General features: G+C 64.5%; 17 protein-coding genes and 1 tRNA gene. 5 read left to right on the top strand and 13 right to left on the bottom strand.

Features of this window, described 5'->3' with window-relative positions:
* The 3 genes from N2603_RS23520 to N2603_RS23530 form a co-directional block, all read right to left on the bottom strand.
* Positions 1 to 2004 (bottom strand): acetyl/propionyl/methylcrotonyl-CoA carboxylase subunit alpha, encoded by a 2004-nt coding sequence (locus N2603_RS23520; RefSeq protein ID WP_260384038.1) that lies wholly within the window; start codon positions 2002 to 2004, stop codon positions 1 to 3.
* Positions 2005 to 2008: 4 nt separating this feature from the next.
* Positions 2009 to 3613 (bottom strand): carboxyl transferase domain-containing protein, encoded by a 1605-nt coding sequence (locus N2603_RS23525; RefSeq protein ID WP_260384039.1) that lies wholly within the window; start codon positions 3611 to 3613, stop codon positions 2009 to 2011.
* An 82-nt stretch (positions 3614 to 3695) separates the two neighbouring features.
* Entirely contained in the window at positions 3696 to 4823 is a 1128-nt protein-coding gene (locus N2603_RS23530) for an isovaleryl-CoA dehydrogenase (RefSeq protein ID WP_311741559.1), read from the bottom strand.
* A 154-nt stretch (positions 4824 to 4977) separates the two neighbouring features.
* Between N2603_RS23530 and N2603_RS23535 the strand changes: the two genes are divergently transcribed.
* A complete protein-coding gene (locus N2603_RS23535; protein ID WP_260384041.1) occupies positions 4978 to 6006 on the top strand; it encodes an AraC family transcriptional regulator in 1029 nt (342 codons plus the stop codon).
* 91 nt (positions 6007 to 6097) lie between these two features.
* Here the strand turns inward: N2603_RS23535 and N2603_RS23540 are convergent, their stop codons facing one another.
* From N2603_RS23540 to N2603_RS23550, 3 genes are all read right to left on the bottom strand, one after another.
* Positions 6098 to 6385, bottom strand: coding sequence for a DUF3551 domain-containing protein (locus tag N2603_RS23540; protein ID WP_260384042.1), 288 nt, complete (start codon positions 6383 to 6385; stop codon positions 6098 to 6100).
* Between the two features lie 224 nt (positions 6386 to 6609).
* Positions 6610 to 7101 carry an Lrp/AsnC family transcriptional regulator gene (locus N2603_RS23545; RefSeq protein WP_260384043.1) on the bottom strand — a complete coding sequence of 164 codons (492 nt, stop codon included), beginning with the start codon at positions 7099 to 7101 and terminating at the stop codon, positions 6610 to 6612.
* 348 nt (positions 7102 to 7449) lie between these two features.
* The gene (locus N2603_RS23550) at positions 7450 to 7755 is read right to left on the bottom strand and encodes an ETC complex I subunit (protein ID WP_018641816.1); all 306 of its coding nucleotides are present in this window, start codon (positions 7753 to 7755) and stop codon (positions 7450 to 7452) included.
* Between the two features lie 251 nt (positions 7756 to 8006).
* Between N2603_RS23550 and N2603_RS23555 the strand changes: the two genes are divergently transcribed.
* Positions 8007 to 9179, top strand: coding sequence for an OpgC domain-containing protein (locus N2603_RS23555; RefSeq protein WP_260384044.1), 1173 nt, complete (start codon positions 8007 to 8009; stop codon positions 9177 to 9179).
* A 12-nt stretch (positions 9180 to 9191) separates the two neighbouring features.
* Here N2603_RS23555 and N2603_RS23560 read toward each other — a convergent pair whose 3' ends face one another.
* Both N2603_RS23560 and N2603_RS23565 read right to left on the bottom strand, forming a co-directional pair.
* A complete protein-coding gene (locus N2603_RS23560; protein ID WP_018641814.1) occupies positions 9192 to 9386 on the bottom strand; it encodes a hypothetical protein in 195 nt (64 codons plus the stop codon).
* Between the two features lie 770 nt (positions 9387 to 10156).
* Positions 10157 to 10681: a hypothetical protein gene (locus N2603_RS23565; RefSeq protein WP_260384045.1), complete on the bottom strand. Its 525-nt coding sequence runs from the start codon at positions 10679 to 10681 to the stop codon at positions 10157 to 10159.
* A gap of 151 nt (positions 10682 to 10832) precedes the next feature.
* Between N2603_RS23565 and N2603_RS23570 the strand changes: the two genes are divergently transcribed.
* Positions 10833 to 11054 carry an RNA-binding protein gene (locus N2603_RS23570; RefSeq protein ID WP_260384046.1) on the top strand — a complete coding sequence of 74 codons (222 nt, stop codon included), beginning with the start codon at positions 10833 to 10835 and terminating at the stop codon, positions 11052 to 11054.
* Between the two features lie 52 nt (positions 11055 to 11106).
* Here the strand turns inward: N2603_RS23570 and N2603_RS23575 are convergent.
* The 4 genes from N2603_RS23575 to N2603_RS23590 form a co-directional block, all read right to left on the bottom strand.
* Positions 11107 to 11183, bottom strand: a tRNA-Pro gene (locus tag N2603_RS23575).
* Positions 11184 to 11279: 96 nt separating this feature from the next.
* Positions 11280 to 11762 (bottom strand): DUF192 domain-containing protein, encoded by a 483-nt coding sequence (locus tag N2603_RS23580; RefSeq protein ID WP_018641811.1) that lies wholly within the window; start codon positions 11760 to 11762, stop codon positions 11280 to 11282.
* 117 nt (positions 11763 to 11879) lie between these two features.
* Positions 11880 to 12542 carry a cold-shock protein gene (locus tag N2603_RS23585; RefSeq protein WP_260384047.1) on the bottom strand — a complete coding sequence of 221 codons (663 nt, stop codon included), beginning with the start codon at positions 12540 to 12542 and terminating at the stop codon, positions 11880 to 11882.
* Between the two features lie 198 nt (positions 12543 to 12740).
* Positions 12741 to 13502, bottom strand: coding sequence for an SIR2 family NAD-dependent protein deacylase (locus tag N2603_RS23590; protein ID WP_260384048.1), 762 nt, complete (start codon positions 13500 to 13502; stop codon positions 12741 to 12743).
* A gap of 366 nt (positions 13503 to 13868) precedes the next feature.
* On the opposite strand from N2603_RS23590, the gene N2603_RS23595 reads away from it, so the two are divergent.
* The gene (locus tag N2603_RS23595) at positions 13869 to 14039 is read left to right on the top strand and encodes a hypothetical protein (protein ID WP_018641808.1); all 171 of its coding nucleotides are present in this window, start codon (positions 13869 to 13871) and stop codon (positions 14037 to 14039) included.
* Positions 14040 to 14107: 68 nt separating this feature from the next.
* Here the strand turns inward: N2603_RS23595 and N2603_RS23600 are convergent, their stop codons facing one another.
* Positions 14108 to 14392 carry a hypothetical protein gene (locus N2603_RS23600; RefSeq protein ID WP_260384049.1) on the bottom strand — a complete coding sequence of 95 codons (285 nt, stop codon included), beginning with the start codon at positions 14390 to 14392 and terminating at the stop codon, positions 14108 to 14110.
* A gap of 294 nt (positions 14393 to 14686) precedes the next feature.
* On the opposite strand from N2603_RS23600, the gene N2603_RS23605 reads away from it, so the two are divergent.
* Positions 14687 to 14902, top strand: a complete 216-nt coding sequence (locus tag N2603_RS23605; RefSeq protein ID WP_260384050.1) for a hypothetical protein — start codon at positions 14687 to 14689, stop codon at positions 14900 to 14902.
* The last annotated feature ends 2 nt before the right edge of the window (positions 14903 to 14904 follow it).

Raw genomic sequence — 14904 nt, forward strand, 5'->3', positions numbered from 1 at the left:
TCATTCCCCTGAAGGTTCGACCACGGCGAGCTCGACGCCCTCCTGCACGATGTCGCCGACCTTGCACTTGATGGACTTCAGCAGACCGGCATAGGGCGCGCGCAGCGTCTGCTCCATCTTCATCACTTCGAGCGTCAGGATCGGCGCGCCCTTGTCGAGCTTGGCGCCCTCCTCGGCCAGCACGGCGACGACCGTGCCCGGCAAAGGGGCAGCGATCTTGTCCTCTCCGACATGCTCCTCGCTCTCGCCGCCGAACGGATCGACCCAGTGCAGGTCGAAGCGGCCGTTGCGCGTACGCAGGTAGAGCTCATGGCCGTCGATCACGGCCGCGACGGACGATTTCACGCCGTCGAGCGTGAGATCGAAGCCGCTGTCCTTCGCCGCGATCGTGAAGGCCAGCTCGCGCTCGCCGATCATCAGGGTGGACGGCCCGCTGCCGTAGTTCAGCGTAATCTTTTGCTCCGGACCATGTCCGACGCGGAAGGCAAAGCTGCGCTGGCGGCGGCCGACCGGCTGCCAGCCAAAGGTCTGCCACGGAGAGTTCGCCTCGGCCTGCGCGGCTTGCCGCTCCTCGTTGACGATTGCGGCCACCGCTGCGCAGAGCTCGAGCTCGCCGGGCGCAGGCGCCGCGGACGTCAGCATCGCCAGCTCGCGCTCGATGAAGCCGGTGTCGATCGCATTGGTCCGCACCTTCGGGTGCGTGATCAGCGCCGACAGGAACGGAATGTTGGTGATAATGCCGCGGACATCGGACTCTTCCAGGCCGCGGTTGAGGCGATCGATCGCAACATCCCGGGTCGGCGCCCACGCAATCGCTTTTGCCAGCATCGCATCGTAGTAAGGCGAGACTGTATCCCCCTCGCGATAGCCGGCATCGATGCGCAAGCCCCCGGTCTCCGCCGGCAGGCGCCAGGTCGAGATCTTTCCGACCGACGGCATGAAGTTCTTGGTCGGATTTTCCGCGTAGACGCGCGCTTCGATCGCGTGGCCGTTGAGCTTGATCTCGTCCTGCCTCAAGGGCAGCGCCTCGCCGAAGGCGACGCGCAGCTGCCATTCGACCAGGTCGATCCCGGTGATCAGCTCGGTCACGGGATGCTCGACCTGGAGGCGCGTGTTCATTTCGATGAAGAACACGTCCTTGCCGTCGGAGACGAACTCGATGGTGCCGGCGCCGACATAGCTCACCGCGCCCGCCGCCTTTCGCGCGGCGGCGCAGACCGTCTCGCGCTGCGCAGCGTTCAGCGTCGGCGACGGCGCTTCCTCGATCACCTTCTGATGCCGGCGTTGCAACGTGCATTCGCGCTCGAACAGCGAGAGCAGATTGCCGTGGCTGTCGCCGATGATCTGCACTTCGATGTGGCGGGGATTGTCGACGTACTTTTCGATCAGCATGCGATCGTCGCCGAACGCGGCCAGGGCCTCGCGCTTGGCGCTGACGATCGCGGGCCCGAGCTCGGCCGCCGAGCGAACGATCCGCATGCCGCGTCCGCCGCCGCCGGCGGACGCCTTGACCAGCACGGGGAAGCCAACCTTCTCGGCCGCCTTCGCCAGCGTCGCATCATCCTGGGCTTCGCCGTGATAGCCGGGCACCAGCGGCACCCCGGCTTTCTCCATCAGCTCCTTTGAGCCGGATTTCGAGCCCATGGCCGTCATCATCCCGGCGGTCGGGCCGACGAACACCAGCCCGGCGTCCAGGCAGGCCCGCGCGAACTCCGCATTCTCCGACAGGAAGCCGTAGCCGGGATGCACGGCCTCGGCGCCGGTCTTTTTCGCGGCCTCGATCAGCCGCTCGACATTGAGATAGCTGTCGCGGGCGCGGGCGGGCCCGAGCAGCACGGCTTCATCGGCGAGCGCGACATGCATGGCGTCGCGGTCGGCCTCGGAATAGACCGCGACCGTGCGCAGGCCCATGGCACGCGCGGTGCGGATGACGCGGCAGGCGATCTCGCCGCGGTTGGCGATCAGGAGGGTGCGAAAACGCCGGTAAAGCATTGAGCGGTCCATCGCATCACATCCTGAACAGGCCGAATTTCGTCGGCTCGATCGGCGCATTCGATGCCGCCGAGAGGCCAAGACCGAGCACGAGGCGCGTGTCGGCGGGATCGATCACGCCGTCGTCCCAGAGCCGCGCGGTCGCGTAATACGGGTGCCCCTGGCTCTCATATTGCGCGCGAATGGGCTCGCGGAATTTATCTTCCTCTTCCCTCGACCAGCTATCGCCCTTGGCCTCGATGTTGTCGCGGCGGACCTGGCTCAGCACCATCGAGGCCTGCTCGCCGCCCATCACCGAGATGCGCGCGTTCGGCCACATCCAGAGGAAGCGCGGCGAATAGGCGCGCCCGCACATGCCGTAATTGCCGGCGCCGTAGGAGCCGCCGATCACGACGGTGAACTTCGGCACCGAGGCGGTCGCGACCGCCGTCACCAGCTTGGCGCCGTCGCGCGCGATGCCGCCGGCCTCGTATTTCTTGCCGACCATGAAGCCGGTGATGTTCTGCAGGAACACCAGGGGAATGCCGCGTTGGCAGCACAGCTCGATGAAATGCGCGCCCTTCAGCGAGCTCTCGCTGAACAGGATGCCGTTGTTGGCGATGATGCCGACCGGATGGCCCCAGATATGGGCGAAGCCGCACACCAGCGTCGTGCCGTAAAGCTTCTTGAACTCGTCGAACTCCGAGCCGTCGACGACGCGGGCGATGATGTCGCGCACGTCGAAGGGCTTGCGGCCGTCCACCGGCACCACGCCGTAGATCTCCTCTGCCGCAAACAGCGGATCGCGCGGCGGATGCATGTTCAGGTTCGGCCGCGCCGATGGCTTCAGCGTGCCGACGATGCGCCGGGCGATGCCGATCGCATGGGCATCGTTCTGGGCATAGTGGTCGGTGACGCCCGACTGGCGCGAATGCACGTCGGCGCCGCCGAGCTCCTCGGCGCTCACGACCTCGCCGGTCGCGGCCTTCACCAGCGGCGGGCCGCCGAGGAAGATGGTGCCCTGGTTGCGCACGATGATGCTCTCGTCCGACATCGCCGGCACATAGGCCCCGCCCGCGGTGCAGGAGCCCATCACGATGGCGATCTGCGGAATGCCCTGTGAGGACATCTGCGCCTGGTTGTAGAAGATCCGGCCGAAATGCCGCTCGTCGGGAAAGATCTCGTCCTGCAACGGCAGGAAGGCGCCGCCGGAATCGACCATGTAGATGCAAGGAAGATTGTTCTGCCGCGCGATGTCCTGCGCGCGCAGATGCTTCTTCACGGTCATCGGGTAATAGGTGCCGCCCTTGATGGTGGCGTCGTTGGCAACGATCACGCACTCGCGGCCCGCGATGCGGCCGACCCCAGTGACGACGCTCGCCGAATGCACGTCGCCGCCATAGAGCCCGTAGGCCGCAAGCGGCGACAGCTCCAGGAACGAGGTGCCGGGATCGACCAGGAGGTCGACGCGCTCGCGTGCCAGCATCTTGCCGCGCGCGGTGTGGCGGTTGCGCGAGGCCTCGCCGCCGCCGCCGGCGACCTGGCTGAGTTTTTCGCGCAGGTTCGCGACGAGGCCGCGCATGGCCTCGGCGTTGCGCGCAAAATCTGATGAGGACGGATCGATGCTGGAATGGAGCGGCATGCAAGTCCCGCGTGGCTGGTGATGTCTAAGGGGCCGCGGACAGGTTGGCCCAGTTCCGCGGCAATTCCAAATTGCAAGGAGCTTACGCGGTCTCGGCCATCAGCTCGCGGCCGATCAGCATGCGGCGCACCTCGGATGTACCGGCGCCGATCTCGTAGAGTTTTGCGTCGCGCCAGAGACGACCGACCGGGAATTCGGATGTATAGCCGACCCCGCCAAGCGCCTGGATCGCCTCGCCCGCCATCCAGGTCGCCTTCTCCGCGGAATAGAGGATCGCAGCCGCCGCATCCTTGCGCAGGCTGCGGGCGTGGTCGGCGCGGTCGCAGGCGCGCCCGACCGCATAGACATAGGCGCGGGTGGCCTGCCAGGTCGCATACATGTCGGCGAGCTTGCCCTGCATCAGCTGGAAATCGCCGATCGGCTGGCCGAACTGCTTGCGCTCGTGCATGTAGGGCACGACGGCGTCCATGCAGGCCGCCATGATCCCGAGCGGGCCGCCCGACAGCACCGCGCGCTCATAGTCGAGGCCGGACATCAGAACCTTGACGCCCTCGCCCAGCTTGCCGAGCACGTTCTCCTCCGGCACGTCGCACTCGTCGAAGAACAGCGGATAGGTGTTGGAGCCGCGCATGCCGAGCTTGTCGAGATGCTGGCCGTGCGTGAAGCCCTTGAAACCCTTTTCGATCAGGAAGGCGGTCATGCCGCGCGGGCCGGCCTCCGGATCGGTCTTGGCGTAGACCACGAGCACGTCGGCATCGCCGCCATTGGTGATCCACATCTTGGAGCCGTTGAGCACGTAGCGGTCGCCGCGCTTGTCGGCGCGCAGCTTCATCGAGACCACGTCGGAGCCGGCGCCGGGCTCGGACATAGCCAGCGCGCCGACATGCTCGCCGGAGATCAGCTTGGGCAGATAGCGCTGGCGCTGGGCGTCGCTGCCGTTGCGGCGGATCTGGTTGACGCAGAGGTTGGAGTGGGCACCGTAGGACAGCCCCACAGCGGCGGACCCGCGCGAAATCTCCTCCATGGCGACGATATGGGCGAGATAGCCCATGTTCGATCCGCCATATTGCTCCGGCGCGGTCATGCCGAGCAGGCCGAGGTCGCCGAGGCGTTTCCACAGGTCCGCCGGAAACAGATTGGCCTTCTCGATGTCGGCGGCGCGCGGGGTGATCTCCGCCTCCACGAAGGCGCGGAGCGTGTCGCGCAGCATGCCGATGTCTTCGCCCAGATCGAAATCGATGCTCGGGATGTTCACGGCGATTCCTCCCTAATTTGAGACCGAACCTAGCGGGGACCGGGCCCTTCTGCAGTCGAAAAGGTTGCATTTTCCGCCAAACTTGGCGAGGATTTCCGAGAGGAATCCGATGCCTTTCCAAGCCGCAACCGCGATCCCGCGCCGCGCCGTGACCCCCGCCGCCTTTGTCCGCGGCGTGGTGGCCGCCTATGCGCGGTACGGACTGGACCCGGCCGAGGCGCTGCAGCGGGGTCAAATAGCGCCAGACCTTGTCAATTCTCCGGATGGGCGGATCACGGCCCTCCAGTTCGAGGCCCTCGCCGGCCACGCCATGCGCGAGCTCGACGACGAGGCGCTCGGCTGGTTCTCGCGCCGGCTGCCATGGGGCACCTATGGCATGCTGTGCCGCGCCTCGATCACGGCGCCGACGCTGGAGGTCGCGCTCAAGCGCTGGTGCCGGCATCACCGCCTGCTCACCGAGGACGTGCTGCTCGATCTCGAGGTCGGCGAAGAGACCGCAATCGTGTCGATCCGAGAGCAGCGCGACCTCGGAGCCTTTCGCGAATTCTGCCTCGTCACCCTGCTCCGCTACGTGCTCGGCTTCTCCTGCTGGGCGGTGGATTCCAGGATCGCGCTCCGCACCGCCGAGTTTCCATTTCCCGAGCCCGGCCACGTCTCCGTCTATCCGACCATCTTCTCACGGACCATCCGCTTCGACGCGGCCCATGCCCGCATCGTCTTTGACAAGCACTATCTTTCGCTGCCGCTGACCCGCAGCGCCGCCGATCTCGACAACATGCTCAAGGGCGCGCTCAGGCTGACCGTGCTGCCCTATCGGCGCGACCGGCTGCTGGTCGAGCGCGTCCGCCGCGTGCTGCGCAATGCGCGCGGACGGGTCCTCGGCGCCGAGGACGTCGCGAGCGAGCTCGCGCTCTCCACCCGCACCATGCACCGCCGCCTGCGCGAGGAAGCGACCTCGCTGCGCGATCTCAAGGAAGAAGCAAAGTTCGAGCTGGCCAAGCAGGAGCTGATGCGCGGCCGGGTGCCGATCAAGCGCATCGCGGAGATCGCCGGCTTCCGCAACGAGAAGAGTTTTTCGCGGGCGTTTCGGACCTGGACCGGCACCTCCCCGCGCGAGTTTCGCGGAAGATATCGCTGAGGCGCCCCGTTACCTGCTTGTCATAAACCAACGGCCCCCGAGATCACTCTCGGAGGCCGCAATGTCCTGGATCAGGCTTTGAATTCAGGCCTTAGTTCTGCGCGCCCGAGCGAGCCTTGGGTTGCTTCGTCTGCTTCGGCTGGAAGGCGAGCGCGTCGTTGCTGGTCTTCGAGCCGCCGGCCTGCGAGCACGAGCCGCCAATGCCGCCCGCCGCCTGACGGCAGGCTTCCATCGTCGGATAGCCGCAGCCGTGAGCGGCCTGGGCGCCGTTGGTGATGCAGTAATCGTCGGCCTTCGCGGCCGGCGCCGACAGAACAAGAAACGCAGACGCAAACAGCGTCGCAGCAGACGCTGCGATCGTCTTCGAAGTCGATGTCATGATGTCTTTTCCTGCTTAGGGTCCCACAAAAGCATCCTCGGCATGCGACGCAGGCGCGAGGGTTCAAACCCCGGATGTAGGCCGCCTGCCGGAACCGACAATCACGGTTCAGCGCATTGCAGGGCTTCGCAAATCACATGTCACAGTTAGGTGAGTTACTAAGCATTATACTTCGGCTTTTGTGAAATCACCGGTCGATCGGCGCGAGAGAACGCGCGAATCGACTAGCTCGCCGGCGCCGCCGCAATCTCCTGCAACGGCAGCGGCACGTCCTTGGCGACGCCCAGCACCGGAAAGCTGCGGACATTCTTGACATCGGGCATCGCGGCGAAATGCAGCAGCTGCTGGCGCATGCTCTCGACGCTCGGCGCGACGCATTTCAGCAGATAGTCGGTGTCGCCCGAAATCCGCCAGCACTGCTGAATCCGCGGGATCACGGCGATCGAGCTCTCGAACGCCTCCAGCACTGGTTGGGCCTGGCTGCCGAGCTGGATCGAGACGAACGACACCACCTCATAGCCGAGCAGCCGCTCGTCGATCACGGCGCGCACCGCCCGGATCACGCCGCGGCTGAACAGCGATTTCAGCCGCCGCAGACAGTTGGGCGCGGAGACGCCGACGCGCAGCGCCAGCTCGTTGTTGCGGACCCGCCCGTCCTGCTGCAGCTCGGAAAGTATCTTCAGGTCGACGCCGTCGAGCTGGTCACGCCCCGCCATCCCCCACCTCGCCATGGTCGTGTCATGCGCGGCAGCGAAGCACGGGGCGGATTTGGTGCCAACCACCTTAAGCGTCGCCGCGGCTAGAAAAGCGCGGCGGGAAGCTTACCTGCGGCCCATCCTTGAGACGCCCGCCTCCGGCGACCCCTCAGGATGCGGTCACGCTTCGCGGCAAGATATCAGACCCTCATGGTGAGGAGCCCGCCAAAGCAGGCGTCTCGAACCATGCAGGCCAGGCTCATGCGGTCCCAAAAACGCAGATGCCCGGGCCTTCGCCTCGCCGAAGGGGGTTCGGCCCCGCAGGCGGGACAGGCGCGGGCATGACGGAATGACAGAGGGTGCCGCCCCTCAATGCGTCCAGGGCTCGCCGCGGCGGAACGAGAAATTGTCGGCATAGGCGACCGGGCGGCGGATCGAATCCTGGGGCTCGATGACCTGGTAGGCGATGCCCTTGCGCTCGCAATAGGCGACTGCCTCTTCCTTGCTGTCGAAGCGCAGGGTGATCTGCTGCTTCATGTCGCCCGACGAGGTCCAGCCCATCAGCGGCTCGACCGCGCGCGGCTGCTCCGGCTCGTAGTCGAGCTGCCATTCCTTCGTCTTGGACCGGCCGGATTGCATCGCGTTCTTGGCGGGCTTGAAAATGCGTGCGGTCATGGGTGGTCCGGGCCTCGTCTTTTCGTTCGATTTCGATGCGTCAGGGTGGCAGTTGGTGGAAACCTCGGGGATAGTATAGAGACACCGATCGGGAACTGATTGGTGATTCCGGCCCCGGTAACCCTCTCCGACGGTATAGTCATTATGCTGCACCGTGACAATTGCGTACCCGCCTTCCGCGCCGGGATCCGGCCCGGTGGCACTGCCTCTCCGACCTCAGCCTGTCCGCCCCCTTCGAAAGCTCCCGTCGCATGGCCTTCCTGAACGTCAGCGCAACGCTCCCCGAGAAAGGCCGCGACCTCAGGCTCGACCTGTTTCGCGGCGTCGCCAACTGGGCGATCTTCCTCGACCACATTCCCGACAACGTGGTGAACTGGATCACCACGCGCAATTACGGCTTTTCCGACGCCGCCGACCTGTTCGTCTTCATCTCCGGCTACACCGCCTCCTTCGTCTATGCGCGGATGATGCTGGAGCGCGGCTTCATCGTCGGCGCCACCCGCCTCACCAAGCGGGTCTGGCAGCTCTACGTCGCCCACATCATCCTGTTCGTGATCTACATCGCATCGATCAGCTATCTCGCGCTGCGCTTCGGCGATTCCGAGATGATCAACGAGTTCAACGTCGCCGGCCTCGTCGACAACGCCACCGAGACGCTGCGCCAGGGCCTGTTCCTGCGCTTCAAGCCACTCAATCTCGACGTACTGCCGCTCTATATCGTGCTGATGGGCCTGTTCCCGCCGGTGCTGTGGTTCATGCTGCGCAAACCCGACCTGACGATGGCGCTGTCGATCGTACTATGGCTCGCCGCGCGCCAGTTCGGCTGGAATCTGACCGCCTATCCGGCCGGCCAGTGGTACTTCAACCCCTATTGCTGGCAGGTGCTGTTCGTGTTCGGCGCCTGGTGCGCGATGGGCGGCGCGCGGCGCTCGATGACGCTGATCAATTCGCCGATCACGCTGTGGCTTTGTCTCGGTTATATGCTGTTCGCGCTGATCATGACCATGGCCGGCCGCTTCCCCACCTTCGGCGGCATGTTCCCGGAATGGCTGTTCTCGGCCTTCAACCCCAACGACAAGACCAACCTCGCGCCCTACCGCTTCCTGCATTTCGTCGTGATCGTGATCCTGGTGATCCGCTTCGTGCCGAAGGACTGGCCGGGCCTGGAATGGAAGGTGTTCGACCCGCTGATCGTGTGCGGCCAGCAGTCGCTCGCGGTGTTCTGCGTCGGCGTGTTCCTGTCCTTCGTCGGCCATTTCGAACTGTCGATGAGCTCGGGCTCGCTGTTCGCGCAGCTCTTCGTCAGCATCGCCGGCATCGCGATCATGACGACCGTGGCCTATTACATCTCGTGGTCGAAGAAGCAGGACAAGCCGCTGAAGCCGCCGCCGGCCAAGCCGGCAGCAGAGCCGAAGGCCGCCTGAGAGAGGCGGCAGCTACGCCGCCTCTTCGCCGTCGAACTCGGTGAATTTCTTGTAGATCCAGTCGCGGCCGTCGTGCCGGCGCCAGACCTTGCCGTAGACGAGCTGCCCGTTGATCGAGCGGCGTGGCACGATCACGGTCCAGAGGTGCCAGATTTCGGTCCAGCTCGACTGCTTGCTGACGGTTTTGAAGTTGCGATCGAAAGACATGACGCAGAACTCACAGGATACGCGCGCCGCGACGAACTGTGATCTTGTGTGAGCACGGATTTCAGGCAGTCCATCGCGAGCCGGGACCGATCTGATAACGCCCCTTGAGGCGGCCGCAACAACCGCTCGCCCTTAACCTAACCGATCAACCTTACCTGCCGTGAACGGATGGCCGGAGCGGTTGAAAGTCGGCGCCGGTTTTTCTAGAATGCATGCGCGATTTGAGATGAGCGCGCCGTTTTGGACGCGTGGCGATTTTGAACTGACATTGCATTTTGAAAAATGACTTACTGGCGGGGACAACCGCGATGAGCTTGCACTGTGTATGTTTGCGTCTGGCGGCGCGATCGGTACCGCCTGCCCCATTACTCAGGACGTCCGTTCAGGAACCGCCAAAGCCCGCCAACGACAACCAGATGGTCTGGCCGCTCGTACCGTTTCCGCCCGGCTGGCACGCGTCGAGCTGATCGCGTTCGGTCTGAAAAGCGCAACGCCGCGCAAGCGGAATATCATCGCTTGGCGGCGTCCGTTTAGGCATTGGGCGCTGAAATCCCCAACACTGATATGTCTGTGGCGACAAGCCAAAGGTTCGATGAATCTTTGCTAATTCTGCGCCCCGTAGCCCTCGCCAATGCCTTGAAAAATCGCGCGGAAGTCGTGCGATGCGGACAATGACCGCCAAGGCTTTGGCCAGCTTCGGACATGCCGCTCGCGCGCGATTCAGGACACCATCAGAATGCCGCCTGCCCTGCGTCGGCGATCAACCCTGGCTAGACCGCAGCGCTGGCGCTGGACGCGCTGGCGGATGCATTCTGGGCATTGGCGCCGAGTGCGCCTTGGGCGTTGTAGGTCTGCCCGGCCTGACCGCTTTGACCGGCTTGCGAGCTCGCGGACGTCTCGACCTCCGTGGTGCCGTCGGAATAGGTGATCGTGGTGGTGGTGACGCCATCGATGGTGATCGAGACCTCGCTGACGATGGTCTTGGCCGAGCTGCCACCGCCTCCCGATCCCGAGCTTCCGCCCGCCGACTGCGACGAGGATGTCGCCGACGTCGATGACGCCGCCGAACTCGACGAAGCCGCCGATGTCGAAGATGCCGCGGAGGACGACGCCGTAGCGGTCGACGGCGTCGTCGTCACCGCCGCGCTGGCCGATGCAATCGCACTGATCGACATGAAGACCTCGTCCCAGGGAGCCTCGGGCGCAACGCCGGTTGCGTAGCCACCCTTCTGCTTCAACGCGGCGGGCGGGCGAAGCAGGCGCTGGAGGCGTGAAAAATTCGGCGCAGCGGACATTTTCCCGCCTCGACCGCAGCAACCAAACGCCGCCCTGCGCGTTGCAGCTTCTTCCCACCTGTCCGGGAGATCTGCGCGGCTGCTATCAACGCGCGCCCTCATGGATGGATAGTCATCTCGTCTCACGTCCGTGTGAGCTGGAGCGCGGCCGGTGAATTTCTTCGACCGAGCAGAGACCAATGAAGAGAAGGCCGCAAGGCAAGGGGGCGCAGTGAGCCAGATCGATACGACCGAGAAACTCTCCGAGGCACCGGAGAGCGGAAGCTCACTGTTCGCGCTCTGCGGACTCGGCGTCGCGGCGATCGTCATGCTGGGCTGGATCTGTGCCCTCGCCTGGATCGCCTGGCGTCTCGTCGATTGGCTGCTGTTCTGATGGGACGCTAGCGGGCTGTCAGGCCCTCGCTTTGAGGCATCGACACCGGGACTGGTCGGGGCAGCTGGATTCGAACCAACGACCTGCAGTACCCAAAACTGCCGCGCTACCAGGCTGCGCTATACCCCGAATGTCCAGCGAGCCCCGTCGATACACGCTTCCAAAGGCGTCAGCAAGCTTACAAACCGGCGCCCGCAAGGCTGGCAACGCCCCGCTTGGACGACCCTATTTGCTGCCGAACAGCGGGTGGCCGACACGGTCGCCGGGGCGGATGCCGTATTTCTGCGCCGTTCCCGCCACCACCTCCAGAACCGCCCGGGCGGGGCCCCGCGAGGAGATGATCTTGGTCGACAGCGGCTCGGTGTTTTCCGCAATCCGCAGGATGCGGCCGTCGGCGCGGATGAAGATCATGTCGAGCGGGACATAGGTGTTCTTCATCCACATCGAGATTTCCTGTTCGGGATTGAAGTCGAACAGCATGCCTTTGCCGTCGGCGAGCTCCTTGCGGTACATCAGGCCGGTCTGCTTCTCCTCCTCGGTCGTCGCCATCTCCACCGAGAACACCTGCACGCCGTTCTTCGTGACGATCTCGAGCGGCTGGAAGCTGGCGGCGCCGACCGGTGCGCTTGCGGCGGCAAAGGTGGCGACGAGGATGGCGACCAGCCAGCCCCTCGCAATGGACCAGACGGCCTTTCGATCAAAGTTCATGGGACGGTACTCGAGGCGGGTGGGACTGAACCAGTCCTTACGCGGCGACCATCACAAAAGCCAGAGGCGCGCTGGCTGGCCAGCGCGCCTCTGCTCACGATTGCGGGAACTGGCGCCTTAGTGCGACTGCAGGCCCGGCGATCCGGTCTCGGGATGGATCTCGGCCGCCATCATGCCCTTGGAGCCGGGCCCGAAGCGGACCAGCACATATTGACCGGGGCGCAATTCGGTCATGCCGAAGCGGCGCAGTGTCTCCATGTGCACGAAGATGTCGGGCGTGCCCTCGCCACAGGTCAGGAAGCCGAAGCCGCGCAGCCGATTGAACCATTTGACCTGGGCCCGTTCCAGCCCGCTGGTCGGCGTGACCGTGACATGGGTGCGCGGCGGCAGCATCTGCGCCGGATGGATCGCAGTCGACTCGTCCATCGAGACGACGCGGAATGCCTGGTAACCCTTGGCGCGCTGGATGCACTCCACGACGATGCGTGCGCCCTCATAGGCGGTCTGGAAGCCGTCGCGCCTAAGCACGGTAACGTGCAGGAGGACGTCGGGCCAGCCATTGTCGGGAACGATGAAGCCGTAGCCTTTGGAGGCGTCGAACCATTTGATGACGCCGGTCACCTCGACGAGATTGGCGCTGGCCTCGCCCAATCCGGTGAAGGGACTGAGCGCAGTGTCGCGGCCAGCGCCGCCGTGCTCGCCCGGCGTCAACCGCCCCGGCGAAGCGCCCTGCCCAGGAACTCCAAGCTTCTTGGACTCAAATCCGTCCGACGACCCCATAACCCCGGACCCCACACTGCCATGCAACCCGCCACATTGGCGGCGCTCGAATCACGCGTCTTAAGAGAATGTTCTCAATTCGACGCGACGCGAATCTTTCGACTCAAAAGATAACACTCCCGGTTGCGACGCATAGACAAAAAAGAGATTCGCCGGGACCTATGAACAGCTTGCACAGCCGCGAATCAAACTAACGCCTCAATTACCGACGAAGGGCCCGAGGGTTTCGCCGATGTCGTGGCGGATGACGAGATCGGCGATGTCGTCCTGCTCTGTCGGCTCGCGATTGATGATCACCAAACGTGCACCGGAGTTCTTCGCCATCATCGGAAAGCCGGCCGCCGGCCATACGACGAGCGAGGAACCGATCGCGATGAAGAGGTTGCAATGCTGCGACAGCTCGGTTGCGCGCTGCATTTCATCTTCAGGCATCATCTGGCCGAACGAGATCGTGGCCGTCTTCACCGGCTCGTCACACACGGTACAGTTGGGCGCGGCGCCGTCTTCGTCGAATCGTCGCTTCACCCAGTCGAGCTGATAGGACTGCCCACATCCGATGCAGCGCGCATAGGTGGTATTTCCGTGAAGCTCAATCACGTGCTCGCTGGCGAAACCCGAGGCCTGGTGCAGATTGTCGATGTTCTGGGTGATGATCGCGGGAACCTTGCCGGCGCGGTAGAGCGATGCCAGCGCGCGATGGCCGCGGCCGGGCTTGGCCGCCGCGAAAACCTCCTCCATCGCGAAGCGGCGGCGCCAGGATTCGTCGCGCGCCTCCTGGCTGGCGACAAACTCGCCGAACTCGATCGGGCGGTAGCGCGTCCAAATTCCACCCGGCGAGCGGAAGTCTGGGATACCGCATTCGGTCGAGATGCCGGCGCCGGTGAACGGCACGATGGTCCTGGCTTCGGCGATCATGTCGCCGAGCCGTTCGACGCCGCTGCGAAGATCTGATGCAATCATGGGCCAGCCATCCTGACTTTCGTGCATGGCTCTATAGCATGGCCCACGCCGGACGTTGCCGTCATCTCGACAGGCGCGCCCTGCCCTGCTGCAGATTCGGCGCGCGTTCGCTAGCTGCGTCGCAGCCAAGCGACAAGATTGCTGACGCTCTTATCCACGCCGAACAAGACGTGCGGAAAGAAGTGCGCTCGGCAATTTTTTCCGCCCGTCGCTTATCACAATCCTGCAATGCCTCCTCCCCATTGACGCCCCAATCAGAAGCGCCAATGCATGTGTTGAATGCGACTCAGCGCGATGCGGCGGCAGCGCTTGAGTAAACACGTAGACATTAGTCCCGTAGAAAAAGTCCAAGTGCGAACAGAGGGGATGGACATGACCGAAGACGAACAACGCAAGATCCGCGAACGCGAAGAGATCGCCGCCCGTGTCGCCGCCTTCCGTGCCACCCAGGAGAAATTCAAGCGCGAGCGCGAAGAGTATTTCGTGTCGACGCTCGAGAATGCCCGCAAGGTGGAACGGCCCTCGCTCTGGCCGTAAGACACGTCTGATCCATACGCATGAAGAAGCCCGGAGCATCGCTCCGGGCTTTTCGCGTTATTGAACCCTTACCAGTGGCGATAGTAGTGGCGCCGATAGTACGGGCCGCCGTCATAGGCGTACGGGCCCGGTCCGTAGTAATAGCTCGGCCCGTCATAGTAGCCGTAGCCCGGTCCGTAATAGCCGTACGGATGCGACGCGGCGACCGCGCCCGCGGTGATCGCGCCGGCGGCAAGGCCGAACGCCAGGCCCGGACCGATGCCGCGTCCGCGCGCCTCGGCAGGGGCAGGAGCCGCGACCGCGGTCACGCCGACGGCTGCGACGGTGGCGAGAACTGCCAGTGTCTTCTTCATGATCTCCTCCTTCGCAACAGGAAGCACAACGCCGGCCGCCTGCGATGGTTGCGCGCGCGGCGGAACCGAGGGCTGTCAAAAAAATGGCGGCGAAGGCGGAACGAAGTCGCATCGCTCGCATTAAGACTGCAAGTGCAGAGCCTCCGCTATCCGGTAGAGGCAAAAGCACGGAAGCCCCGTCAGTATCCTCCGCGATGCTGGCGGGGTTTTCAGTTCCACGGGAGCAAATGGCAGCAGGCGCTAATTGCTGCCAGCGGGGCGGATGCCGAGGAGGAAGGATTGCCGATATCCGCTTTGCTGGCCCGTATCCGCAGGCTCGTTCCCAAATCCGATGATCAGCACTACGAGGAGATCGTGCGCAATTTCGGTGTCGGCGCGCTGCGCCCGCCGCCGACGCCGATGAGCGACGGCGAGCTCGCGCGGGCCATCGCCGAGTTCCTCAAGGACCAGCCCTCATCCGAATCCGTCGCGGCCCTCGGCCGGCGGCTCGACCCCACATCCCGGCTCTAGCC

The organism is Bradyrhizobium huanghuaihaiense (assembly GCF_025200885.1).
In the GTDB taxonomy this organism is placed as follows: domain Bacteria; phylum Pseudomonadota; class Alphaproteobacteria; order Rhizobiales; family Xanthobacteraceae; genus Bradyrhizobium; species Bradyrhizobium huanghuaihaiense.